22 protein-coding genes are annotated in these 23,503 nt (G+C 55.1%); 15 read left to right on the top strand and 7 right to left on the bottom strand.

Annotated features, from left to right (window positions below):
• The 12 genes from AACY36_RS17905 to AACY36_RS17850 form a co-directional block, all read left to right on the top strand.
• On the top strand, positions 1 to 519 hold a 519-nt coding region (locus tag AACY36_RS17905), incomplete at its 5' end, for an SMI1/KNR4 family protein (protein ID WP_339427380.1).
• A 39-nt stretch (positions 520 to 558) separates the two neighbouring features.
• Positions 559 to 1,347, top strand: a complete 789-nt coding sequence (lepB, locus tag AACY36_RS17900; RefSeq protein WP_339427379.1) for a signal peptidase I — start codon at positions 559 to 561, stop codon at positions 1,345 to 1,347.
• Positions 1,344 to 1,760, top strand: a complete 417-nt coding sequence (locus tag AACY36_RS17895) for a hypothetical protein (RefSeq protein WP_339427378.1) — start codon at positions 1,344 to 1,346, stop codon at positions 1,758 to 1,760. The genes lepB and AACY36_RS17895 overlap by 4 nt, the downstream gene beginning before the upstream one ends.
• 32 nt (positions 1,761 to 1,792) lie before the next feature.
• Complete coding sequence (locus tag AACY36_RS17890; RefSeq protein ID WP_339437359.1) at positions 1,793 to 2,266, top strand: RDD family protein; 474 nt, start codon at positions 1,793 to 1,795, stop codon at positions 2,264 to 2,266.
• Between the two features lie 7 nt (positions 2,267 to 2,273).
• Complete coding sequence (locus AACY36_RS17885) at positions 2,274 to 2,708, top strand: RDD family protein (RefSeq protein ID WP_339419837.1); 435 nt, start codon at positions 2,274 to 2,276, stop codon at positions 2,706 to 2,708.
• A 303-nt stretch (positions 2,709 to 3,011) separates the two neighbouring features.
• Complete coding sequence (locus AACY36_RS17880; RefSeq protein ID WP_339419838.1) at positions 3,012 to 3,593, top strand: hypothetical protein; 582 nt, start codon at positions 3,012 to 3,014, stop codon at positions 3,591 to 3,593.
• A 40-nt stretch (positions 3,594 to 3,633) separates the two neighbouring features.
• A complete protein-coding gene (locus AACY36_RS17875) occupies positions 3,634 to 4,314 on the top strand; it encodes a CsgG/HfaB family protein (protein ID WP_339427374.1) in 681 nt (226 codons plus the stop codon).
• A gap of 29 nt (positions 4,315 to 4,343) precedes the next feature.
• A complete protein-coding gene (locus tag AACY36_RS17870) occupies positions 4,344 to 4,706 on the top strand; it encodes a DUF4810 domain-containing protein (RefSeq protein WP_339419840.1) in 363 nt (120 codons plus the stop codon).
• The gene (locus AACY36_RS17865) at positions 4,703 to 5,353 is read left to right on the top strand and encodes a DUF799 domain-containing protein (protein ID WP_339419841.1); all 651 of its coding nucleotides are present in this window, start codon (positions 4,703 to 4,705) and stop codon (positions 5,351 to 5,353) included. The genes AACY36_RS17870 and AACY36_RS17865 overlap by 4 nt, the downstream gene beginning before the upstream one ends.
• 232 nt (positions 5,354 to 5,585) lie before the next feature.
• Entirely contained in the window at positions 5,586 to 7,208 is a 1,623-nt protein-coding gene (locus tag AACY36_RS17860; RefSeq protein ID WP_339497387.1) for a vWA domain-containing protein, read from the top strand.
• A gap of 150 nt (positions 7,209 to 7,358) precedes the next feature.
• Complete coding sequence (locus tag AACY36_RS17855) at positions 7,359 to 7,931, top strand: RNA polymerase sigma factor (RefSeq protein WP_339419843.1); 573 nt, start codon at positions 7,359 to 7,361, stop codon at positions 7,929 to 7,931.
• Positions 7,928 to 8,533, top strand: coding sequence for a hypothetical protein (locus AACY36_RS17850; protein WP_339437363.1), 606 nt, complete (start codon positions 7,928 to 7,930; stop codon positions 8,531 to 8,533). Before AACY36_RS17855 ends, AACY36_RS17850 begins: the two co-directional genes overlap by 4 nt.
• Positions 8,534 to 8,644: 111 nt before the next feature.
• Here AACY36_RS17850 and AACY36_RS17845 read toward each other — a convergent pair whose 3' ends face one another.
• Both AACY36_RS17845 and AACY36_RS17840 read right to left on the bottom strand, forming a co-directional pair.
• Positions 8,645 to 9,376 (bottom strand): hypothetical protein, encoded by a 732-nt coding sequence (locus tag AACY36_RS17845; protein ID WP_339437364.1) that lies wholly within the window; start codon positions 9,374 to 9,376, stop codon positions 8,645 to 8,647.
• Between the two features lie 368 nt (positions 9,377 to 9,744).
• The gene (locus AACY36_RS17840) at positions 9,745 to 9,939 is read right to left on the bottom strand and encodes a KTSC domain-containing protein (RefSeq protein ID WP_339497389.1); all 195 of its coding nucleotides are present in this window, start codon (positions 9,937 to 9,939) and stop codon (positions 9,745 to 9,747) included.
• Positions 9,940 to 11,004: 1,065 nt separating this feature from the next.
• Between AACY36_RS17840 and AACY36_RS17835 the strand changes: the two genes are divergently transcribed.
• The 3 genes from AACY36_RS17835 to AACY36_RS17825 all read left to right on the top strand — a co-directional run bounded on the left by AACY36_RS17835 (position 11,005) and on the right by AACY36_RS17825 (position 18,405).
• Positions 11,005 to 14,694, top strand: coding sequence for a YobI family P-loop NTPase (locus AACY36_RS17835; RefSeq protein ID WP_339497385.1), 3,690 nt, complete (start codon positions 11,005 to 11,007; stop codon positions 14,692 to 14,694).
• Positions 14,695 to 15,094: 400 nt separating this feature from the next.
• A complete protein-coding gene (locus AACY36_RS17830; RefSeq protein WP_339497384.1) occupies positions 15,095 to 16,174 on the top strand; it encodes a metallophosphoesterase in 1,080 nt (359 codons plus the stop codon).
• A gap of 137 nt (positions 16,175 to 16,311) precedes the next feature.
• Positions 16,312 to 18,405, top strand: coding sequence for a hypothetical protein (locus tag AACY36_RS17825; RefSeq protein WP_339497383.1), 2,094 nt, complete (start codon positions 16,312 to 16,314; stop codon positions 18,403 to 18,405).
• Positions 18,406 to 18,795: 390 nt separating this feature from the next.
• On the opposite strand, the gene AACY36_RS17820 is transcribed toward AACY36_RS17825, so the two are convergent.
• The 5 genes from AACY36_RS17820 to AACY36_RS17800 form a co-directional block, all read right to left on the bottom strand.
• Positions 18,796 to 19,005 carry a hypothetical protein gene (locus AACY36_RS17820; protein WP_339497382.1) on the bottom strand — a complete coding sequence of 70 codons (210 nt, stop codon included), beginning with the start codon at positions 19,003 to 19,005 and terminating at the stop codon, positions 18,796 to 18,798.
• Positions 19,006 to 19,068: 63 nt separating this feature from the next.
• The gene (locus tag AACY36_RS17815) at positions 19,069 to 19,911 is read right to left on the bottom strand and encodes a chromosome segregation protein SMC (RefSeq protein ID WP_339497381.1); all 843 of its coding nucleotides are present in this window, start codon (positions 19,909 to 19,911) and stop codon (positions 19,069 to 19,071) included.
• A gap of 98 nt (positions 19,912 to 20,009) precedes the next feature.
• Complete coding sequence (locus AACY36_RS17810) at positions 20,010 to 22,898, bottom strand: DUF927 domain-containing protein (protein ID WP_339497380.1); 2,889 nt, start codon at positions 22,896 to 22,898, stop codon at positions 20,010 to 20,012.
• Positions 22,895 to 23,167 (bottom strand): DUF3077 domain-containing protein, encoded by a 273-nt coding sequence (locus AACY36_RS17805; protein ID WP_003187533.1) that lies wholly within the window; start codon positions 23,165 to 23,167, stop codon positions 22,895 to 22,897. Before AACY36_RS17805 ends, AACY36_RS17810 begins: the two co-directional genes overlap by 4 nt.
• The gene (locus AACY36_RS17800; RefSeq protein WP_339497378.1) at positions 23,164 to 23,448 is read right to left on the bottom strand and encodes a hypothetical protein; all 285 of its coding nucleotides are present in this window, start codon (positions 23,446 to 23,448) and stop codon (positions 23,164 to 23,166) included. Before AACY36_RS17800 ends, AACY36_RS17805 begins: the two co-directional genes overlap by 4 nt.
• Between the last annotated feature and the right edge of the window lie 55 nt (positions 23,449 to 23,503).

Here is a 23,503-nt window from a genome sequence, read left to right as displayed (position 1 = left end):
AGCGGTTGCCGCATGCATCCACGGCAGAAGACTACGAAGCGTTGTTACCGTGGAACTGCTCACCGGAAATGCCACGGTAAACGGAAACCGTACCTGATTGTAGGTGTGCTTGGTGGATCGCTTACGTACGAAGGGGATTACGGAAGCTGCATAAGTGACCGGGATTTAATACTGAGTGACGTCGAAGCTTCGCACCGCGACGGTGTGCCGGATGACTATCTTGAGTTTCTTGAGCAGTTCGGCTTCGGTGACTTGGACAGCGCGCTCTACATCGAAGACGGCCCAGTGAAGTACGCCGCCATCGCGAAATGCGAGGTCGATGCCTACCGACATCTGTATGTGTTTGCCGGCAGTGGGAGCGGTGTGCTTTATGCATTCGATGCAGAGAACGATTGGGCAATCGTAGAAATTGATCCTGAACTGGATGGGGCAACGGTTTTGTTCGAAGATTTTTCCAGCTTCATTTTGAGCCAGTTAGCGGCGGTCAAGGGTTACGTGGATTGGCGCGCCGCACAGTAATATGCGCAACGCGCGTACTTGCATTATTAAGGATGATCAATGAAACCCGTAAAACTCTCCCTGCAAGCTTTCCTGATGTCCTGCCTGGTGGCCGGCTGGGGGCTTGTCTACGTGGGCCGTATCAAGTGGGCCATTTCGGTTGCTGCGCTGTTGTACGGCGGTGTGGTGCTGCTCGGCGTGTTCGGTCTGAGCGCCTCGCCCATCGGGCTGTACGTGTTGTTCGGCTGGATTATCGCGGTCAAGCTCAGCTCGGCAATCGTATCGGCAGTGTTGGCCCGTCGCTACACCGGCCCGGCGGGCGTGCCGCGCAAACGGTTCCACGCGCTATACGTCGGCGTGTTGATCGTGATCACGTTCATTCTGTTGGAGGTCCTGCGGGGGCCGCTGATGGGGTTCAAGAACTACTACATTCCGACCGGTTCGATGGCGCCGACGGTGTCCGTGGGCGACTACATTGTCGCCGACCTCAAGGCCGGTGCGCCGAAGGTCGGCGATGTCGTGGTGTACCGTTGGAACGGCACCGAGGCGATCAAGCGCGTGGCGGGTGTCGGGGGAGATACGTTGGCCATCGTCAACGGCGAACTGATCCGCAACGGTGAAAACCTCGGCCTGTTTCATGCGCCGGCAGACCGTGTGAATGGGCCGGCGTCGATGGAGTTGGCTCCGCTCAAGGTCGAGCCAGGGCACGTCTACCTGCTGGGTGACAACCGCAATAACAGCAATGACAGCCGCTTTATGGGGCAGGTGGCCGTTGAAGAGGTGGTCGGTAAGGTCATCGGCATCTGGTTTTCCAAAGAGCGGGCACGCATCGGTACGACGTTCCCGTGAATGCTCAAATGCGCTCGGCGCGCTTTTTCAGCATCGGGTGTCGGGTTGCCCAGTGGCTGTGCCTGTTGGTGATGCTCGCCAGCGCCACGGGGTTCATGCTGGCCTGGGCCTACCTCGATCCTGGTTCGACGCCGTTGGGCGTGGCAGTCGCAGGCTTCCTGTGGTGCGGCATTGGGCTGTTGTTCGCGTTCGTGTTTGAGCGGTCGCGCACAACCGCAGCAACGCTTCGATTCATGCTGACTCGGATGGCTGCGATACTGGTGCTCGCGGCCACGGCGGCCTACTTGCTCGGTCTGCTATGGGTTGAGCCTGGGCGCGATGCCTTGGACGCTCTGTTGGAAAGGGCGTCCTGTGAAAAGTACGGCGGCACAATTGAAAAAGGCTGGGAGCGCAATTGCCCCCGCCCGGAATAGACGCAATCACTTTGAAGTTGGAGTAATCCTGTATGGACGCAAATAGCACCCCTAAACGCCCGACAATCCTGGCCAGCATTGGCCGTCGCCTGGCCGCACGCATGATCGACTGCGCCATCGCGGTGCTGATCTTTTTCATCGTCAAATATGTCGCAGAGGCGTTGTCTGCCTATGTCCCTGGGGTGACGCCCAAGGCCGGTTTCCTCTGCGCGTTTTTTGCGGGCTTTGCCTACTTCCTGCTGGCCGATGCACTCCCCAACGGCCAGAGCCTGGGCAAGCGCCTGCTGAGCATTGCCACGGTTGACCGCAAGACCCTCAAGGGTTGCAGCGTTTCCCAGTCGTTCACGCGTAACTCCGGTGCACTGGTGGTCATCGATTGGGTGTGGATCCTCATGGAATCGAGGACACGCCTGGGCGACATGTTCGCCAAGACCATCGTGATCCAGACCGGTAACCTGACGAGCGTTCGCAGCCTGGCGGATATTTATGACAAAGGCAGGGGATAAGCACGTTATGAACGATTCAGCATCGGCGGCAGAAACCTGGGACCTCGCAAGCCCGTTCAGGCGACTGCTCGGCTATTTGATCGATATGGCCGTGGTGTTTTTCCTGCTGTTTTTGATCCGCAACCTGGACTACGTGTATCTGTCTTTGCGCTCGGTGGTGGGCCCGCTGTTTTTCGATGGCATTCGCTATGTGCTGATGTTTTTAGCCTTCGCGTACTTTCTGTTTTGCGATGCCTTGCCCAAAGGCCAGAGCCTGGGTAAGCGGGTGTGCCGCACGGCGGTGGTGGGTTACCCGTATCCAACGAACTGCACGCTGTTTCAATCGTTTCTGCGTAATGTTCCGAAGCTGCTGTTCAGTATGCTGGACGGTCTTTTTGTGCTGTTCGGGTTGCGCCGTCGATTGGGCGACATGTTGGCCAAGACGATTGTGATCAACACTTGAGCAGGGCGGCCTAACTCCTTGCCGTCCTTGTCCTTGAACACCGTTTCGAGGGTAAAAATGTTCTTCGCAGTGGTAGGGGATGATGCAGAACGGGAATGCATTTTTTATTTGATCGATGCAGGCTAATAGCCATCATTGTTTTTGTTTTGCTGACAACGTCTTAGGACATTTCTCCACGGACTTGGGCGTGAGTGCCAGTAAAACGGCGCAGCTCGGGCGTCAAAACAACTTGAGAACGGCTTTTAACTCCGTAAAATGCCGCGATTGTTTAAAGCACGATACTTTTCAGGGACGAATTCAGACATGCGCCTGTTTGCCGTATTTCTTGCGGCCTGCCTCATGGCGGGCTGTGCTTCCAAGCCGGATTACTACATCTCACCGACGCCGGTTACCATCCCCAAGACTGCAACTTACTGGCTCGACACCTTCGATGTTGAGGTGGTGGGCAAGAACGAACGCTTCCTGTCGGATGACAAAGTGCGCCAGCAACTCGGTGTCGATCTGATCGACCGCCTGCTCAAGGCCAAGCGCTACGCCAGCAGCAAGGACAAGGCCGACTACCTGCTGGATGTGAATGTCATCTATACCCGGCGCATACAAGACACCCAAGGCGGTTTCATGACGGCCATCGTCGATGACAAGACCATCCTCGCCAGTGTCGACTTCAACTACCTCGTCAAGATCAAGAAAGCCGGCGCCGAGGTGCTGCATTTCTCTCAGGCTCGCCAAGGGCTGATGCCAGGCGGGTACAAGGGCGACTGGCAGAACATGAAAACGATGGCCGGGGTGCTGACCAACTCTGGCAACTCCAGCGTCGAGACTTTCTACACCGGATTATTGAGCCGATTCATCGTTGACGACCTGCGCGACATTCCGTCCCGCTAGCGTTAGCCGCCGCACCCGATTTCCCACTTAGGAGCACCCTGTGAACACACTGTCCAAAATCCTGCTGTCCGGCCTCACCGCCGCAGCGCTGCTGACCGTGGCCGGTTGCGCCACCGAGAGCAACCGCGCGCTGCCGGTGGAACAAGTCGCCAGCGCCAACGTTGCCTATTCCGGCGTGCGTGTACCGATTGCCGTGGGCAAGTTCGACAACCGCTCCAGCTACATGCGCGGCATCTTCTCCGACGGCGTCGACCGCCTCGGTGGCCAAGCCAAGACCATCCTGATCACCCACTTGCAGCAGACCAACCGCTTCAGCGTGCTGGACCGCGACAACATGGGCGAAATCTCCCAGGAAGCCAAAATCAAAGGCACCGCGCAGAAGCTCAAGGGCGCTGATTACGTGGTGACCGGCGACGTGACCGAGTTCGGCCGCAAAGAAACCGGCGACCGCCAGCTGTTCGGCATCCTCGGCCGAGGCAAGACCCAGGTGGCCTACGCCAAAGTCGCGCTGAATATCGTCAACATCAGCACCTCCGAAGTGGTGTATTCCACCCAGGGCGCCGGTGAATACGCGCTGTCCAACCGTGAAGTCATCGGCTTCGGCGGCACCGCCAGCTACGACTCCACCCTCAATGGCAAGGTCCTCGACCTGGCCATGCGCGAAGCGATCAATCGCCTTGTCGACGGCATCAACGCCGGCGCCTGGAACCCACGCAACTGATCAGCAGCACCTCAAGGAGCAGTACACGGATGAGCAAGGCAGTTAAGTTGGCGCTGATGCTGACAGCAGTTGCGGCGGTTGCCGGGTGCCAGACGGCGCCCCAGCCCCTGTATCAATGGGAAAGCTACCAGCCGCAGGTTTACGAGTACTTCAAGGGCGAGCCCAAGGAAGCGCAGGTCGAGGCGTTGGAGCGGGATCTGCAGAAGATCAACGCCAGCGGCCGCAAGGCCCCGCCGGGTTACCATGCCCACTTGGGCATGCTGTACCTGAGCATGGGCAAGGATGACCAGATGGTGCAGGAATTCCGCACCGAGAAGGCGTTGTTCCCTGAGTCCGCCACCTACATGGATTTCCTGCTGAAAAACGCCAAGACCGGAGTCGCCACTAAATGAGCCTGTTAAAACTCACTGGCGCCCTGCTGGCCCTGGCTTTGCTCGGCGGTTGCGCGGCCCCCAAGACGATTGATTACACGGCGTACAAACAGTCGCGACCCAAGTCGATCCTGGTACTGCCGCCGATCAATGAATCGCCGGAAGTGCAGGCGTCCTACAGCCTGGTTTCGCAAGTGACCTACCCGCTGGCCGAAGCCGGTTACTACGTGTTGCCGATCGCCCTGGTGGACGAAACCTTCCGCCAGAACGGCCTGACCACCGCCAACGATATCCAGGGCGTGGCACCGGCCAAGCTGCATGACATCTTTGGTGCGGACGCGGCGCTGTACATCACCGTTACCAATTACGGCACCAAGTACATGCTGATCTCCAGCGACACCTCCGTCACGGCCTCGGCCAAACTGGTCGACCTGCGCACCGGCACCACCCTGTGGACCGGCTCTGCGCATGCTTCCAGCGAGGAAGGCAACAACAACGGCGGCGGCCTGGTCGGCATGCTGATCACCGCGGCGGTCAAACAGGTGATCAACAGCTCCACCGATGCGGCGCACCCGATTGCCGGTATCACCAGTGCGCGGTTGTTGTCGCCAGGGCAACGCGCGGGGATTCTGTACGGGCCGCGTAACCCCAAGTACGGCACGGACTGATCCCCAGGTTCTGTGCACACCACACATCCACTGTGGGCACCGGCCCATGTGTGAGCTGGCTCGCCTGCGATCGCATCACCTCGGTCTAACTGAAAAACCGAGGCGCCTGCATCGCAGGTAAGCCAGCTCCCACAGTAGATGGGTGGTGTCATTCCGAATCAGGTTTAACCCGAACCCTCCACACCTTGCGTCTGACCTTGTGAACGGATCATTCATTCACGAGGTTCAGCCCATGTCCCGTCCTCTGCTCTTCCTGCGTCCTACTGCCCAGGGCTTCGCCGTTACCCTGCTGGTAACGCTGGCCGGCTGCGGGCTGTCTTCATCCCCTGAACTGGCCAAACCGGCTGAGCCCACCGTCGAACTGCAACGCGCGTCCACCCAAGGTGCCTTGGTCAAACGCATGGCCATGCCGGTACCGATGCAGATGCGCGAGACGGCCAACCTCGACTACCGCAGGGAGCCCCGCGAGCAATACGAAAACCTGCCGGATAACCCGGTGCATCGCGTGGCTGAAACGCCCGTGTCCACCTTCAGCGCTGACGTCGACACCGGCAGCTACGCCAACGTAAGGCGATTCCTTAACCAAGGCAGCTTGCCGCCCGAAGGTGCTGTGCGACTGGAGGAAATGGTCAATTATTTCCCCTACAGTTATGCACTGCCCACCGATGGCTCGCCCTTTGGCGTGACCACCGAAGTGGCCGCCACGCCGTGGAACCCACGTACCCAACTGCTGCGAATCGGCCTCAAGGCGTCCGACCGCGCCGTGGCGGACCTAGCGCCGGCCAACCTGGTATTTCTGGTGGATGTGTCCGGCTCCATGGACCGCCGCGAAGGCTTGCCGCTGGTAAAAAGCACCCTGAAATTGCTGGTGGATCAGTTGCGTGAACAGGACCGTGTTTCGCTGGTGGTCTATGCCGGTGAGTCCCGCGTGGTGCTCAAGCCCACCTCCGGTCGCGACAAGGTGAAGATCCGCAATGCGATCGAGCAACTGACTGCGGGTGGCTCCACAGCCGGTGCATCCGGCATCGAACTGGCCTACCAGATGGCCCGCGAAGGCTTTATCGACAAGGGCATCAACCGCATCCTGCTGGCCACCGACGGTGACTTCAACGTGGGCATCAGTGACTTCGACAGCCTTAAGCAGATGGCCGCGTCGCAGCGCAAAAGCGGCGTATCCCTGACCACCCTGGGGTTTGGCGTGGATAACTACAACGAACACCTGATGGAGCAACTGGCCGACGCGGGCGACGGTAACTACGCCTACATCGACAACTTGCGCGAAGCCCGCAAAGTGTTGGTCGACCAACTCAGCTCGACCCTGGCCGTGGTCGCGCGGGATGTGAAATTGCAGGTGGAGTTCAACCCCGCGCGTGTCAGCGAATATCGCCTGCTTGGCTATGAAAACCGCGCCCTGAAGCGTGAGGACTTCAACAACGACAAGGTCGACGCCGGTGAAATCGGTGCAGGGCACACGGTAACTGCGTTGTACGAGATTGTGCCGAAGGGCGAGAAGGGTTGGTTGGAGCCGTTACGCTACGCCGCTGCGCCTGTAGGCGAGGGTAAGTCCGGTGAGCTGGCGATGTTGCGTGTGCGCTACAAGCCCGCTGCGGGCGGTGAAAGCCAGTTGATCGCGCGGCCCATCAGCACCGAATCCACCAAGGCCAGCGACGACCTGCGCTTTGCGGCGGCCGTGGCAGCGTTCGCCCAACAGCTCAAGGGCGATGGCCGCTACACTGGCAGCATGAACCTGCAAGACACCGCCGCGCTGGCCCGCTCGGCCCGCGGCGATGACCCGTTCGGGTTGCGCAGCGAGTTTGTGCAACTGGTAGAGCTGGCGCAGGGCCTCAAACACTGATCGCGTATGCAACGACGATCCAATGTGGGAGCTGGCTTGCCTGCGATGCAAGCGACTCGGTCCATCAGAGACACCGAGCTGATGCCATCGCAGGCAAGCCAGCTCCCACAAGGGTTCTGTTTTACTGGCTAGAAGGAGTTCGCCACTTACATGGCCGTACCAGATGCTTCACCCAGCGACGAATCGCTGCTGGCCCGCTACCGAACCGGTGACGCTGCCGCGTTTGAAGCGCTGTATGCGCGGCACCGCCAGGGCCTGTACCGCTTCCTCGTGTCCTTGAGCAACAAGACCGAACTGGCCGAGGAAATCTACCAGGAAACCTGGCTCAGCCTGATCCGCAGCGCCACCCAGCCACAAGGCCGGGCGAGTTTTCGCACATGGCTGTTCCAGATTGCCCGCAACCGCCTGATTGACCATTGGCGCAAGCACGGCATCCACAACCCGCTGCACGACAGCTACGACGAGCAACTGCACGCCCAGGCCGACGACAGCGCCGGCCCCCAACAGCAATTGAGCCTGAGCCGCGACCAGGCGCGCCTCGACGCCGCGCTGCAAGACCTGCCCGAAGACCAGCGCGAAGTCTTCCTGCTGCGCTTGCATGGCGACCTCGAAGTGCCGCAAATCGCCGCCCTCACCGGCGCCCCGCTGGAAACCGTAAAAAGCCGCCTGCGTTACGCCCAGCAGAAACTGCGCCGCCTGCTGGCCGAGGAGATACCCGCATGACCGACTCCCGACACACCCCGGATCCTGACGACGTACTCATCCAGCACTTTCGTCAACACAGCACCGGCGAGCCGCCTGCGTCCCTCGACGCCTTCATCCTCAACGCCGCCCGCCGCGAAGCCCCGGTGCCGCAGCCGAGCTTATGGCAGCGTTGGGTGCGAGCGTGCCAGCAGCCACGCTGGCAGATGGCGTTTGCCACTGTCGCAGGCTTGGCCCTGATGATCGGTGTGGTAACACGTTCACCCGTGCCGCAACCCGAAATCTCCATCGCGACCTTCTCCGCACTTCATGAGGAAGCTTCGCGCCCGGCCCCGCCAGCAATGTCCGCGCCTGCGCCAGTGGCCCGAATGGCCGCCCCGCCCCAGGCCGAGCGTGCACCAGTTCAGGCTCGAATCGCCGGTTCGTTGGCTGATAAGCTAGCGGCCAAACAATCCAGCAAACGCGTACCGGTCGCATTGCCATTGTTAGAGGAAGGATTGCAGGAGATTGTGAGCCTGCGTCTGGCAGGGAAAACCAAGGCGGCCGATGAGAAGCTGCTGGTGTTGCATGAGCGCTTCCCGGAGGAAGATTTACCGGCTAGGTTGGAAGCGTTACAGAGGTAACTTAGGAGGCGTTCAAATTGTGAATACACAGCCTGTGCCGAGGGGCGATGCTCTTCGGCTACAGGCTGGCGAGCTGTAAAAGTCGAATGGTTATGCCTGGCTATTTATTCTCTAATTGCTTGCGCTTAGTGCTTTGGCAAGGAAGTCCTTTTTCAGGTTATAGAACTTGCTGCGAAGTTGGACTCTCTGTGTGGTGACGTCTATCATCCCTTGGCGGAATGAAATGAGCGATTCGAAGCCTTTGTCGAACGAGCCAATGAGCTGTCGAAGTTTTTGAGTGTCATGGGTAGAGGACATTTTGACGAGATTTTCATATAATGCCTCCGCGTCAATTGGGTCTAAATATTGGGTGCGAAGGGTGCGCTCTGCCATGTTGATTTTGTTTTCTTCTAAGACAAGCTCAGGATCTGCGGCCTTGTATTTTTCATAGACTCCAGCTGCGACGGAGGTTTCTTCCATCAAGCTTTTCAAGTCTGCCCAGCAGTTGTTCGTACTTGCTAATGTCTGCGAGTGTGTGTCTTGGGTAGCGCTAAAGTTTTGCAGAACGGTTTTTATTATCGGTTCATAATCCGGTCCGATGTTGAAGTCTGCTTGTACCATTCGATTAAGTTCTTTGCGAGCCAAGATCATCGACCCCGCCAGCTGTACGCTTTGTTGTTGGAGCTTTTGATCCAGTGCGAGGCACTCAGTGCCTTTTTTGGTCAAAAGGACATAATGCTCTTTAAAGGCGGATGAGCTGGCTTCGCTATCCTTGTTGAACTTGGAGAGTAATGCTGGAAATATGAGAATACTAAAGGTGCCTGCAACGGCCGCCACAATCAAATTTCTAATCCATTTTTTCATTGGAATTTCCCTTTATGTTTTACTGGCGAGCTGGATGAAATAGCAAAATCGTAACTTTTTTAGTTTTGAACGAACAGGTTTGCATCAACCTATCAAAATAGGCGGCAGCTAATAAAGGATGCATGCATCTCCATAAGCCGCACGTCAAGACATCACCGTTTGCTCATGTACCCCACAAAAAGCCCCAGGCCTTTTGACCTGGGGCTGTTTCATCATATCTGGTGGCCCGGCGTCGTTTGAACTGGGCGGTAAGATGCCCGGTTTATAAGGGTTCTTGTGGTGGTGTTTCGGTTAGGCATACACGAGGGCATACACGGCCCCCCGTGCTGGGTGTGCATCTGGCTTGAAATACGCCTGTATGCCCAGGTCTAGCACTGGTACCGATCCTTGATCATCCTATCGAAATAAGTACCTTTCGAGCCGGCCCCCATGAGGCCCTGATGAATGTTAGGTGGGACGTGGCAGTAGTCGTAAGTACGCCCTTGCTTGAACGTGATTTTCATCCTGCCTGTCGCGGGGTCATAGCCGACAGCTGTGATAGCCGTCGAGTTGACACGAACCATATCCATAGCGCTTTCCCTACCCCTGATTGATAACGTTCTCTGTTCTGATACTAGTCGGTGTTTCGTTCGGCGGTGCCATTGCGTCCGTGCAAAAGGTGGGCGGGGCTGAAAAGCTGCTGGGGACCCTGAGGTTTTTCTTCCAGCACGGGGCATGAAACCCGCGGGATCGTGGTAGCGGCAGCCGCACCAGCTTACTGAAATTTCAACGTTGAAATTGAAAGGATCTTGAAGAGAAAAGAGCATCCTTACCGGATCTGTAACGGTCATGGGTTTCGTTCAGGATAGTGAACGATTGTCCTGGTCAACTCGGTCAACCAGTCAACTAACTTTGGAGCCCAGCCACTAACCAGATCCGGCGGGTTCTATGCCCCGTGTCTATCGGAAATGCCCAGGGTCCCCAGCGGTTTTCCGATTCATATGGCAAATGCACTGGTGAACAGCAGTTCACCCGGTTCACCTGTTCACTAAGCTGGGCTCCTTTCCGCTGACATGATCACGCGGGTTTCCTACCCCGTGTCAAACCAATATTCGCAGGGTCCGCCACTATCTAACCAAAGCCAAGAGCATGATCGATATCGTTTCGCTGGAGGAGCAATACGAATGGGGCTAGGGGATACCCTTTCAAAACCGTGTTACGGGTGTTACGCGTGTTACATGTGCTTCTAACTATCTGATTTTAAATGATTTATATGGCGTTACACAGCTGTGCTTGCTTTGGCGATATACGTGTTACGTGGCAAATAGGTGTTACATCAGTGGATGCTCTGCGAGGAGCGGTTACTGATGAATAAGGCGGCTGTCATCGGAATAGAGCCTTGCACTTAGAAGAGCCGCTGCCGACAAGTAGCGGGCAATTGCATCCGTCTGCCGCACTCGAGTTCAAGACACTTCGCTGTAAGCATCCAGTTGAGTCGCCGCTTCGGCATTAACGCTACAATGTGTTCCTGCATGCAACAGATGGAGGGTTAGCATCCGCGCGTGCATATCAGAGCCAGTAAATTTGTTCGGCTTTTTGGCACGGTATGTGGTAATGCTGCAATTTAGGATATTTCGTCAGGAGGACATGTGGTCTGTCATTTTTTGAGTGGCTTCCGTAATCGTGTTCGGGGCATCTTCTGTTCTGAACAGGGGCCTGCTAAGGATACGTGGGAGCTTGTCCCGCTTACTCCCGAGTACCTAGCAGAAGAGCATGGCTGCTATGTCGCTGCTATAGAAGCTGCCCTCGCCAAGAATCAGATCCGCAACATAGCGTTGTCCGGGAACTACGGGGTCGGTAAGAGCAGCATCATGTGGGAAGTCGCTCGGCGGCAGGATAATCGTATCGTGGAGTTATCTCTCTCCACACTCGCACCTATCGAAGCTTCCCAGCTTGACAATTCGGTGCCTATCCAGGCCACGACCCCGACCAATCGAATCCAGCAAGAGATTGTTAAACAGCTGCTCTATCGAGAATACCCGAGCAGAACCCCCGGCTCACGGTTTCGTCGTATTGAGCGTTTCCGATGGTGGCGAGCGATCGGAATGTCGGTAATGGTGGGGGTTATCGTTGCCGTAATTTTCCTGTTGACTGGATGGACGGTAAAGATTGCATCTGCGTTCATGCCATTTGTGGATATTGGTGTATGGGCTCACCCTGTAATTTGTAGCACTGCGACGCTGATTACGCTGCTGGCGAGCTGGTTATTCTATGGCAAACTGCATATCAAGCAGTTCTCCGCAGGGGCAGCAACCGTCACGCTCAACGAAAGCTCCGTGTCATACTTTGACCAATACCTCGACGAAATCGTCTACTTTTTTGAGGTTTCAGACCGCGATGTTGTTCTTTTCGAGGACATCGACAGGTTCAACGACTCTCATATCTTCGAGACACTTCGAGCGCTGAACACTTTGCTCAACGCTTCGCCCCAGATCAAGAAACCGATCCGATTCATCTATGCCATCAAAGACAGTATCTTCGATCGAATCGGCCTGGATATAGAAGGTCGCAGGCCTAATACAGAAGTGCTCACGACGCACGATCCGGCACAGGCTGAGGCTATACGCGCCAACCGTACGAAATTTTTCGATCTGGTAATCCCGGTGGTTCCCTTTATTACGCACCGGAGCGCTCGCAACTTGGCGCTACAGCTACTGGGTCAAATCGAGCACAAGGTAGCTCCGGAGCTACTCGACTTAGCGACGCAGTACGTACCGGATATGAGGCTGCTCAAGAACATCCGTAACGAATTCATCGTCTTCCGCGACCGAATCTTCTCTGGCGATGGTAAGCAGCTCAACCTGAGTGAGACTGACCTGTTTGCGATGATGCTTTACAAGAGCACGCACCTAACAGACTTCGAGACTATTCGGCTGGGTCATAGCAAGCTGGACATGCTCTACAAGCTCAGCCGTGAACTTGTGATTGAGAACATCAGGCGGATCGAGGGCGAGCTTCGTGTGCTTCGCCAGCAGACCACGCGCATCAATAGGGCCTCCACCCTCAGTACTCAGATGGGCGAGCGCCTGCTTGCGCATGTGCAACGGACAGCTGAAGCTGCAGGCTTTAGGACCCAGAATGCAACGTACTCGCTCGCGGGTGTTGCGATGTCTTCGAAAGATCTCAAGGGAGCGCAGTTCTGGATAGACTTCGTCTCTCCAGATGGAGACTCGGCACTCAAATATTACGACAACTACCACGGTCATACACTGTCGTTCACTCGCGACAGTCTTGCGGCTGCATTTGGTGATCCGCTGGACGCCGAGAGCTGGAACGAAGTGGATCGTGAGGCGCTCACTGAGCAGATTGACGATAAGATGGAGGAAATCAAGTTCCTGCGGAGCGCTGATCTTGGTGATCTAATCAAACGACCGGAATTCCTCGTCCATTATAAGGACAGCAAGCAATCCCTCGAGTCAATTTCCAAGATCATACTAACGCCGGGCTTGGCGTACCAGATCATCCGTTCCGGGTATATCAACCGCAACTTCACGCTTTACACCTCAACCTTCCACGGTAATCGCGTGGGTTCCGCCGCCACGAATTTCATTATTCATCACGTCGAGCGAGACGTGATGGATCAGCACTTCCAGCTTACCCCGGAGGACGTGGACGCCGTTGTCCGCGAACGAGGCAAGAGCGCGTTGAAGGAGCCTGCGCTTTACAACATCGCTATCCTAGACCATCTTCTGTCCAAACATCTCGACGCGGCCGACATCATGATCAGCTCCTTAGTTGGTCTTGGGGAGCGTCAGGTTAGTTTTCTGCAGGCTTACCTTACCGCAGGGAAAGAGTGCCTACGGCTCATCGAGCGGTTCACGGTCGCGTCCACACAAGTGCTCACCTATCTCGTGAGTCAGGCGGACCTAGACGACTCTTCAAGACTAACGCTTATGAATGTAGTGCTAGCACACCTCACGTCTTCAAAGCAGCGAATAGATTCTGCAGTGTCATCGTACCTATCGGCGCATTACGCTGAGTTTACGGCTCTAACGTCCGATGCGACCATGCCAGCACAGGCCGAACGTATCAGCGTGCTCTTTAGGGATGCCGGTATTGCCGTACCGTGTCTGAAACTGTTGGGGCCCCATACTCGCACGTCGTTCGTGTCACGCAACTTATATGAGATCACGTACCAGAACCTCGCTATCGCCATCGACAATGCAACAACCGTGGCCCTCGACGTCATTCGGGATCGGAGCAAGACGGTTTACGAATATGTGCTCAGGCATTTGAGCAAGTACCTGGAGGCTATCGATGGCGCTTCCACGACGATAGACGCGAACGATCACTTCCTCACAGTGATCGAAGATGTACTCTCGCTAGAAGCGCCTCGTCTCGGTGATGTGATCGAACGTGCAGCTTCAGATTGTGAGGTCACCGATCTCGCAGAGGTGGCTGAGGGCGCGTGGCCTGCGTTGGCCGACCATAGGCGTGTCTCAGTAACGTTCAGCAACGTTAGCCGCTACGTAGTGGTTCTTGGGGCGGTCGATGGACCGCTGGCGAAAACCCTGACGGCCGCTGCCGAGATCACTGACACTAGCACCGCTAACGAGGAGTCGAAGACAGCGTTGGCAGTAGCGATCTTGGCGGCAAGAGATCAGCTCCCATCCGCAGTGCTCCGCACTAAGCTGGTCGCGAGCTTGAGCCTGCGCTATTACCTCGGGGTCGGCGAAGTCGCGCCGGAAGTTGGCGACCTCTTCGCGCAGTTGCTCAAGTACGAAATCATTGCGGATGACGCAGCGTCCTATGAGCACCTTGCAGCAACTGATTGGTCGACGCGCAAAGGGTTTATCCGAGAGTCGCGTGAGTTTTCGAGCTACATGACCCCGGTATTGGTAGGCGCGGATCTGGCAGAGCTTCTGAAAAGCGATGAGATCAATTCGGCAATCAAGGATGTTGTTGTCAAGCAAGCGTCGGAATATGCGGAGATGGCGGACCGTCGAGGGCTGGATGCCCTTGCACAATTCGCTATCCGATTTGGATACGAACTATCGCCCAATGTTGTTCAGAAGATGGCGCAAGAAGATGTCTCAGCGCAGCAGATAGTACTGCTGCTAAAGCCAAAACTAGGTGTGATTAGTCGTGACCAGCTCTTCACCATCCTGCAATCACTTGACGGTGATTATCCTAACCTCACTGAGGTGGGCCGCAGTAAATTGCGAGTGCCGGATACTCTTGCTGACCGTGAGCTCTTGGAACGTCTTCAGCGGGAAAAGACTGTAAGTAGCTACGACGGTAATAATGGAAAGATTGAGGTAAATAGGAAGCGTAAGTGAGATTGTTCTATCTGAATTACCCAAGTTCGAAGATGGCTAGCGCTGGAGCCGTTCGCCCCGGCTATGTCAATGGCAATGACTATCATTGGATGGGACGTCTTAGTTCGATCATGGATTGTGCACTCTTGGCTTGGAGTCCTAGGTCCGGAAAGGCAGCAGTCAGCCAATGTATAAAAAATCGGGTGCTTCAGTCAGATATGAAGGCGACCCTTGACAAGCGAAAATGATGAAAAAGCAGAGTCCCGTGAGCTAGTTAGCAGCTAAAACCGACCGGCAAGGCCCACATGTACCAAATTCAAAGGCCACTGTCGGGAGATTTTCAGAAGTGCACCACACTATGAACAAGGTTCTGTTAATATCATGATCATAAGATTATTACCTACACGGCGAACCGCGCACGATGAATAGGTCAAATACATTACATTGGATGCACATAAGTGATTTGCACAAAGGGCAGGATGGCACAAGTCAGTCATGGCCGTTAGTTCGTCAACAAATTGTGCAGGACATCACTAGCCAAATCAGTCGCAATGGACCTCTTGACCTCGTCATTTTCTCTGGCGACCTTGCTTTTAAAGGCTCGACCACCGAGTTTAATGAAGTAAAAGCAGACTTGGTAAGGCTTTGGGATACATTTGGTACGCTGGGGAGTAAGCCGGTTCTTTTTGCGGTACCAGGCAATCATGATCTTGTTCGCCCAGGTGAGGACTCGGTTTTCTTACATGTGGCAAACGACCTTCGAAACAACGACGGTGCCCGTCGGGCACTTTTAGAAAAGCCAAACTTTATTTATCGAACAGAACTGAATGCGTGTTTTGAAAATTATACTAGTTTTATGGCTTCTCTTACTGACGCAGACATTCCGACTGCTAATGTTCAGGCAGGTCTATTTCCGGGTGACACTTCTACGATTTTAGAGGTCAATGGGTTGAGCGTGGGGCTGATAGGTCTCAACTCGTCATGGACGCATCTATCCAACAAGATTCCAAAGTCGCACTTAGATATTGCCATTGAACAACTTAGCTCCGTAACTAGAGATGATTTTCCCGCATGGGCTATGCAGAATGATGTAAATTTTCTAGTTACGCACCATCCAGAAGATTGGTTCAGTCCCGATGCGCGGGAGGAATTTCAGAGCTCCGTGTTTGTTTCAGAGTATTTTGATGCGCATTTTTTTGGCCACATGCACGACAATTTACCCAGTGAACAAACTATTGGTGCCCATAAAAGTCGAATTTTTCAAGCTGCATCATTATTTGGCCTAGAAAAAATTCGAGGGGAGACTGACCGGAGGCATGGGTATACATTTGCTAAGTTAGATGCCGGTAACGAAATTTGCGAGGTCTGGCCTCGTCGTATCGTTCAAAAGGTAAGTAGAGTTTGGGAAGTAGAAGCTGATGGGCGTGTACTCAAAGGTGATGAGAGATCATTCACTTTTCACTGGCCATTGAGGTCTCTTGCACCTATAAAAAAGCATTAACCCCACGCCTGATTGATGCACCAACAAGCGATGGGGCGATTCGACCGACTGAGAAGCTGGCGCGTTTGCGGTATGAGCTACCCCGCCTTCAGCCCTATATGGATTGCCGTCCTCTGGAGGTGTTAAAGGCTTTTGAAATGCTGACCCGTGAAAGAGTTGTATGGGTCCTCTCTGAATTCGACATGGGCGGAGATGATTTTTTTTCTTCACTCAAGCATCGAGATGGCGGTGATGAGCTTCCCGTTTTTCGCCTCGATTTATGTGATTTCAATGGATTGGATGAGATAGCCGCACTTCAGAGTATTGCTATTGATGGCGACATCAATAGCCTTTGTGAAAGTTTAAGCGCTATCGGTAATTCATATTTGATCCTCGACAATGTTAACTTGCACTCTAACTCCGCAAAGTCCTTGGCTGTGTTACAAGGGGTCAAAGAGTTGGTCAGTGTATTAACTGAGTATTGCAGAGGAATAAAGATTTTTGTTCGACTGCATATCCGGCCTGATATCGTTGGGATAAACCCATTGGTGTTACGCCCGCTGGATGAGGCTGAATGCAGAACCTACGTTGAACTTCATCCCGACGGCCAGAATGTTTCTGAAATTGATCTAAACTTCGGAGCTTTTTATAGTCATACATTTGGAGTGCCTGGCCGGATAGATCGAGCTTTAAAGCTGCTTAGCTACGATACGTTTGAAAATGTGGTCAACGGCAGTTCACGCCAATCTATCGACGATTGTCTGATCTTATCTCCGATGCTAACCAGCGCGATTGAAATGCTTCAGCAAGAGGAAGGTCTGGAAGCACGTACCTACGACTTGTTGACTGCGCTAACGTTTTTCCCCCATGGAGAACGAATTAAAACTGTTAGATACTTCAAGGGGAATCAAAGAATTAGGCCGGGCATGGCGGATCGACTGGTATCGTTGGGTCTGGCAGATACAGCTGAAAGCTTCGAGCTCGGTACATTGAGAGGTGAGCAAGAGCGATTTGTTGTTTTGAAGCCTGCCGTTTTACAATTTATGTATCGCAAACTCGAAAGCGAACTACCTGCACTTTATGAGGAGGCTGCAGATGTTTATTTTGGGCGAGATTGGCGCTTGGATAAACCAAAGTTCACCATTGTGCCTCGAAATACCGAAACAAAAATAGGCGCAATCGTTGAGCAAAATGCCAGCGTCATTTTGTTACGCTTATTCTCTGATGCATTGGAAGACAAGGACTGCACGCGCAAAGAGCTGCATAATAGAATTAGTGTGCTCAACCGTTACGTTGCCAGACTGGATAAAGATGACAAATACCTCTTTATCGTAAAGCTCTGCCGGTCTGTGCTGCAGAAGCTAGATGGCGAAGATTACTATCATTTAGTGAAAGACATGCGCTACAAGTATGCGCGTGCTATCCGTATGCTTGGCAGATACACAGAATCAATAAGCGAATTTGAATCATTATTGCTTGATCAAAACACAGCAGAGAGGGTCGCTTCAATTTATGTGAATTTAGCATTTTCGCACGAACGCTTACACGATATTCCAGCTGCAAAAAAATGCGCAGAAAATGCTATAGCTACGAGAGTTAAAGGAGAGCAACTTTATAGTGCTCGTAGTATTTTGCTTGATATTTCAAGTGAGGCCGATAAATACAAAAGGCTTCAGCGACTTGCTGATCAGGCAAGAAGACAGCATTGTTTCGTTGCCGCTCATAGTATGCAGCTAACTTTGATAAGCCAGATTTCTGATCCAATCCATAGGATGCACGCATACAGAAAGGTCAGTGAAACAGCTAGTAGAGAGTCGGATACTTATAATGGTTATAGAGCGTTGATTAGCTTCGCTGAGCTGGCGGTCAACACTGATGAAGGCCTCTCGGAAAGCCAGTTCCGCCAATTGCTGAATGCCTACAAATTCGCGTGCAGTCAGCGCCAAGGGCCGCTTTTCACTCGCGCCCATAAAGCACTCTGGATTTGGCTTAGCCGCCTCAAACAACTCACAGCGTTGCATCAGCTATTCCGGCATAGCTCTTTAGTCCAACGCCTGACTAACAAGTTGGCAGATGAAAAAAAGTATCTTATTGAGCTCACCGATTACTGCCGAGCCGAGGGTTTTTCTAACGTGCGTGGGAGCACACCAGAGGAGCTCTATCGGTACTTCATCGTACGTGCAATGAGCTACAGGCTAGTGAGTGTTCAGGAGTTGGACCGTCAAGATGCAGCGCTCCCTGCCATATCCTAAGCAGAGTCGTAGCTGATGCGCCGGAAAAGGCAAATCCAGTCAGGTCAAAGGTGAAACTTCTCCAGGCTCGTACACATCTGAGCCTGACCGGCATTGCTGATTCTGATGAACAAGTCGGCTCTGAATTCCATGCCAAAACAGCACGTGCCTGAAATTGAAAACTTTACTTTTTCGGAAGATTCCGAGCTCAGATTTTCGCATAGCTGGGCGAAAAAGACGTCTTAGCAGCCAGTATACGTGTGGTCTGGAAGGATCGACTTTTTAAACACAATCGGCCGAAAGCGCTAATATGCCTTCGGTTGAATAGACAAAAAGCCGAGAAGATCTAAGCCCTAGGCGCGAGGATAGACCCTAGTGAAAGCGGCAGTTGCTCAGTCTTCAGCGCCCTCATCACCCGCTCTTTCTTTTGAGCTGGAGGTCAATGAAATCAAGCTCTGCCTTGATTGCATCAATTGTGAGAGTCTCGACTGTCTTGTCTTTGATTGCTCTAGCATTGAGCTTTTTCATGCCAGCCATGCAGACAATTATCCCGTTCAAATGGAGCTTTCGGGTTCTAAGGTAATCAGGCATCTGGGCGCTGTTCTGTGGTGGTTTGTTCATGATCGGACCTATGGTAGACCCGAAGCAATTTGCCTTCGTCGGTTGCTTCGGGGCAGGTTTGGGTTAGGCTGCCAATAAATCAAACAGGCTGTGTTGGCGAGAGCGATCTGCGAGTTCTTGCCAGGTCCAGCTTCCGAAACGCTCGCCCTGTTCCGGTATATCCAGTTTCATCAAGGCTACCGGATCCCTGTTAATCAGATTACGTGCGGCCCAAAGCTGACCGCCCGTCTCTAGCAGCGCTTTGGCGGCCTCGTTCCACTTTTCTTCTAACACTGTGTTCGCCAGATGAGCCGCTTTGTTCTCGATCTTGGCGCGTTCTTTTTGTGCCTCTGCGATGTGCAGATCAATCGTCACCAGCTCCTGCTCTAGCGCCGTGATGAGCAAGTGTTGGCGGCGGTGATGCTCAACCGCAGCCGTAAGGTTTTTTGCAGCCTTTTGGGCTTCTGCGTTAGCGGCTTTCTCGCCCTCTACATCGCCCCAGGCGACAGCCTGCGCATAAGCTGTGGCTGCGTCTGTCTCAGCTTGTCGAGCTTTTGCCATGTCTTCCTGATCGCTCTGGCGGACCTGCTGCAACCGGGTCTCGATGCTGCTGCGCTTTTCGTTGAGTTCCACCTCGTCGGCTTTCCAGGTCGCCATAGCGCTGATGTAGCCCGCAGCCAAGGTCTCACGGTTCGCCAGTGCCTCAAGGCGATCGATCTTTTGATTCATACGGTGGATCTCAAAACTTCGCGAGTCGATGCGTCTTTTGTGATCGTTGATTTCATCCTGCACAGCCCGTTGACGGCCTTGCTGGATAACCTCTGGGGTTTCCAGCGCTGCTTCGAAGGGTGCCAGGTCACGCTGAATGCTCTCCATTTCGAGGGTCAGTGTGTCGCGGCGGTCTTTCAGTTCTTGGATAGTGTTCATCTGTATTGTCTCTGTGCGTTGCGGTTGATAAGGATGGTTGTCGAACGGCTGGCGAGGCCGAGAATGAGCCGGCGTTACCTGTATCAGCAGGCATGCCCTCAGGCGGCCCTAGCCTCGCTCTCATCCGTTCCTGGAACGGTCTTCACCACATAGCAGCGTTGAGGTCCTAACCCGGGCAGACGAATCAAGCTGTACGCCTTACCGTCACTTCCCGGCTCAAGCACGCCCCGTTGCAGCAACTCCTTGTTCACCGCACTGATGTTCATGCCCTTGAAAATCTCGGCCCTCCAGGCTTCAGGCAGCACGTAGTAGGTGTTGGTGGTGTGCAGGGCATCGCCCATGCCGTGTTCCAACGTCTTGCGAAAGCCAAGCCGATCAATCGTGCGTGGGCCGTGTTCATCGATCTTGGCGGCGGCAGATTCCCAGCGGGTGAAGCGGCTTTCTCCGAATCGCTCGATGACCTGGCGCAGTCGCGCCAAGATCGCATCGCCCTCGAAGTTACCGGCGCCGCCGCGTTCGGCGAGCCATGCATGCAGACACACCCGTGCGGCGATCGTGGCCGTGCCATCCGGCCAGCCGGTTACGCCAAAGGCGGTGGCCAACTCTCCGGCCGCTGCCGCGAGGCCGAAGCGAAGGGCGGCACGTTGCGCCTGACCACTGGCCGACGCGGGCAGGTTTTGGGTGATGAACTGCTCCACCGTGCGGCGAACGATCACCGACCATCTGAGCATTTCTCCAGGCGCGCACAGCGCGTGGAGGAAGGCGGTGAGGGGTGTGCCGTAGTATTTGGCGACACGGGCCTTGAGCGCATCAGAGAGGGCGGCAGCATCCTCAAAACCATTCAGCACATCGAACATGCCGAGGCCTTTGCTGGCATCCGCAGGTACGGCGAGCATGCGGACTTCCATACCCGCTTTCAGCTCCTTGTTGGCATCCGCCATGTGCTGCGCCAACGTCTTCTCGCCGGTCGAGAGAAACAGCAAGCGCCACTCCTGCACCTGCCGGCCCGCTTGTCCTCGATCATTCGCCCGGGCCTTGCCAGTGCCATTGCCGAGCATGTACACCGTCTCGCCAATGATGCGTGGGTCACACATTCCGATTTCATCTAGCACCAGGAGGCCGTCTGAGTGAGCGGCTGCGATGGACTCCAGGGCGTTGTCTGTCGAGCGCCAGGAACGCACTAGGCGCGGCCCGCCATAAACCGAGGCGGCGACTTGTAGGTGAGTGGTCTTGCCACCGGAGCTGTCGCCATACAGGTGGAAACCGCCCGACTCATGCCCGAGCAGGTTGAGCAAAGGGCCTGCAAACGCCACAGAGACGACAAATGCTAAGCGGTGGTTGCCAACGCACAGTGCGCCGATTTGCTGCTGCCATTGCTCCAGAGAGCCCGCCTCGCTGATCGGTGGCAGCTGGGCACCTGCCTCATAAAAATGCAGATGTTCGGCGTGTGAGCCGATTTGCTGTTCGGGCAAAAGGAACGCGTTGTCGTGCCAACCCAGGCGCGTCACCAAACGTGCGCGCTGGGCGCTGTCGAAGCCGCCGAGATAGCTTTGTAGGTCGTTGCGGGCATTGCGTCCTGATCGGCTTCCAGCAAGGCGCAGGCCCATGTCTACCAGTGGACCGAGAACATCCTTGCCGAAGTCGCCGGTCATGGTTCGTGCCGGAATGTTCCAGCGTTTTTTAGCGCCGTCCGGGTCATCGAACTCGACCAGCAAGCCCCAGTTGTGGCCCTTGTCGTCGCGAGTGCGGGCGATGATTTCGAGAGGCGAACACACAGGACGCGCTTCGCCATCATCGCCGGAATAAAACACCCCTTCAGGCGTCAGGCGAAAGCCGCCCGGTAACAGATCATTTTTCGATTTCGCGGGGCGTTTGGCGGGCGCCTTGGCCATCTGTTTTTGGGGATCAGTTGACTCAGCGGCACCGAGGAAAAAATCACCGCTGCGCACCAGTTCGGCTACGTGGCCAGCGGTCCAGCCTTTGGCTACTGCATCCGCTGCATCGTCGCCGTCTGCACATTTTCCACCTTTGACGAATGTCGGCTTTCTGCCTTTGCTGCTGGGCTTGAGCTTGAACACGTCGAGCGAGATTCGTTGCACTGAATCGGCGCCCAGCTCAATCAGCTTGAGCTCGATGGAGTCCATGCAAGTCTTGCCGCTGGCATCGTTATCCGGCCACAGCACCACTGTGCGCCCTTTGAGTGGCGTCAGGTCGGCCTTGTGCCAAGAATTGGAGCCGTTCGGCCAGCAGGTGGCAACGTAGTCGGGCATCAGTTCAGCGGCAGCGTCAGCTGCTTTCTCGCCCTCACACAGCACCACGGGTGCGTCGGCGCGCTGTGCCAGTTCATCCAGGCGTAGCAGAGGCCGAGGCTCCGGCAATCCTTGCCAACGCCATTGGTTGGTTTGCCCATCGGAACGCTTGCACCAGGTAAGCGGTGCAAAGACCTTCCTCGGTTTGCCGTCTTCATCTGGGCCCAGGTCGAAGCGATACAGCGCCATGACTGGCTGGCCCTGCGCGTCGCGATAGATCCACACCTTTGACGGAACACCGTGTTGCCGGTGTTTAGCTGGGCACTTGTTCATGGCCTCGGCCGGGATCGGTCGAATCGCGATCCACTCCGGCGTTGCGTTCTTGGCCGGTGCGCTTTTGGTTGTCGCTGAACCAGCGGAAACGCTGAGAAAATCCGCCAGTTTTTTGTAGGCCTCAACGTCCGTGCCGCCGTCGATGTAGCGGACCAGGTCGATCAGGTCTCCGCCCTTATCGCCGGTGGCAAAATCCGCCCAGGTGCCTTTGCTCAAATTGATCTTGAGTGAGCCAGCGCGTTTGTCTGTACGCGTGGGGTTCGGTGCGGTGTATTCCTTGCCGCCGTCGACGCGTTTGCCGTTTGGCAGCCAGTGAGCAAGCACACGGTCTATGTTCTTCAGGGCAACACTTTTTACGTCGGCAAAGCTCGGGCGTTTTGAGGTGTTGCCGGTGCGCTGAGTCATGGTGCGATCCTCGACTCAAGCAACGCCTCGTTCACGTCGTCGATCAGCGCTTTGGCCATCTCGCCGAGATAGAACGCAGGCCAACTAAAACGCTCGCCCGCATCGCTGATGGCTGCGTCGAGGATCAGTTGATTGGCGTGGTGCAGAATCTGGGAGACGGCTTCAAGTGCGTCCTCTAGTGGGATACCGGCATTCACCCGAAACAGGTTTTGGCCGTTACCGTTGGCAGGGGAAAACTCAGAGCGTCCACGAGTGCTGGAGTGGGTCACAGTGCACCGCCTTTCTGGCTCATCGGCACAGAAGAAGCATCACCGTACATGGTGAGTGTTTTGATCAGGCCTAAGGTGCCGCGAACATCCCAAATAACTGACGACAGCACGCGGTTGGAAAGCAGGGGTTTATCTCCCTCTAAGTGATCTTCCAACAGCATGAGAACGGAGTCGGCACGGTCGAGCGCACAGGTGATGGCGTCGATAGGCAGACCGGCTTCGGCGTTTTGGCTGACGCAGAGCAGATCCTCGGGAAGTGCAAAGCCTGGGAGCATGCTCATTGGGCACCCCCTGCGGCTTCCAGGGCTCGCGCTTTGGACATATGGGCGTTGTAAC

The organism is Pseudomonas sp. EA_15y_Pfl1_P101 (assembly GCF_963970835.1).
In the GTDB taxonomy this organism is placed as follows: Bacteria; Pseudomonadota; Gammaproteobacteria; order Pseudomonadales; family Pseudomonadaceae; genus Aquipseudomonas; species Aquipseudomonas tritici.
This window is presented reverse-complemented; position numbering and strand designations above follow the sequence as displayed.

What these genes read in the sequence shown, in the direction of transcription:
- lepB (WP_339427379.1), top strand. Translation starts at nt 559, where the DNA reads ATGAAACCCGTAAAACTCTCCCTGCAAGCTTTCCTGATGTCCTGCCTG.
- AACY36_RS17890 (WP_339437359.1), top strand. Translation starts at nt 1,793, where the DNA reads ATGGACGCAAATAGCACCCCTAAACGCCCGACAATCCTGGCCAGCATT.
- AACY36_RS17885 (WP_339419837.1), top strand. Translation starts at nt 2,274, where the DNA reads ATGAACGATTCAGCATCGGCGGCAGAAACCTGGGACCTCGCAAGCCCG.
- AACY36_RS17880 (WP_339419838.1), top strand. Translation starts at nt 3,012, where the DNA reads ATGCGCCTGTTTGCCGTATTTCTTGCGGCCTGCCTCATGGCGGGCTGT.
- AACY36_RS17870 (WP_339419840.1), top strand. Translation starts at nt 4,344, where the DNA reads ATGAGCAAGGCAGTTAAGTTGGCGCTGATGCTGACAGCAGTTGCGGCG.
- AACY36_RS17865 (WP_339419841.1), top strand. Translation starts at nt 4,703, where the DNA reads ATGAGCCTGTTAAAACTCACTGGCGCCCTGCTGGCCCTGGCTTTGCTC.
- AACY36_RS17860 (WP_339497387.1), top strand. Translation starts at nt 5,586, where the DNA reads ATGTCCCGTCCTCTGCTCTTCCTGCGTCCTACTGCCCAGGGCTTCGCC.
- AACY36_RS17855 (WP_339419843.1), top strand. Translation starts at nt 7,359, where the DNA reads ATGGCCGTACCAGATGCTTCACCCAGCGACGAATCGCTGCTGGCCCGC.
- AACY36_RS17850 (WP_339437363.1), top strand. Translation starts at nt 7,928, where the DNA reads ATGACCGACTCCCGACACACCCCGGATCCTGACGACGTACTCATCCAG.
- AACY36_RS17845 (WP_339437364.1), bottom strand. Translation starts at nt 9,376, where the DNA reads ATGAAAAAATGGATTAGAAATTTGATTGTGGCGGCCGTTGCAGGCACC.
- AACY36_RS17840 (WP_339497389.1), bottom strand. Translation starts at nt 9,939, where the DNA reads ATGGTTCGTGTCAACTCGACGGCTATCACAGCTGTCGGCTATGACCCC.
- AACY36_RS17830 (WP_339497384.1), top strand. Translation starts at nt 15,095, where the DNA reads ATGAATAGGTCAAATACATTACATTGGATGCACATAAGTGATTTGCAC.
- AACY36_RS17825 (WP_339497383.1), top strand. Translation starts at nt 16,312, where the DNA reads ATGCTGACCCGTGAAAGAGTTGTATGGGTCCTCTCTGAATTCGACATG.
- AACY36_RS17820 (WP_339497382.1), bottom strand. Translation starts at nt 19,005, where the DNA reads ATGAACAAACCACCACAGAACAGCGCCCAGATGCCTGATTACCTTAGA.
- AACY36_RS17815 (WP_339497381.1), bottom strand. Translation starts at nt 19,911, where the DNA reads ATGAACACTATCCAAGAACTGAAAGACCGCCGCGACACACTGACCCTC.
- AACY36_RS17810 (WP_339497380.1), bottom strand. Translation starts at nt 22,898, where the DNA reads ATGACTCAGCGCACCGGCAACACCTCAAAACGCCCGAGCTTTGCCGAC.
- AACY36_RS17800 (WP_339497378.1), bottom strand. Translation starts at nt 23,448, where the DNA reads ATGAGCATGCTCCCAGGCTTTGCACTTCCCGAGGATCTGCTCTGCGTC.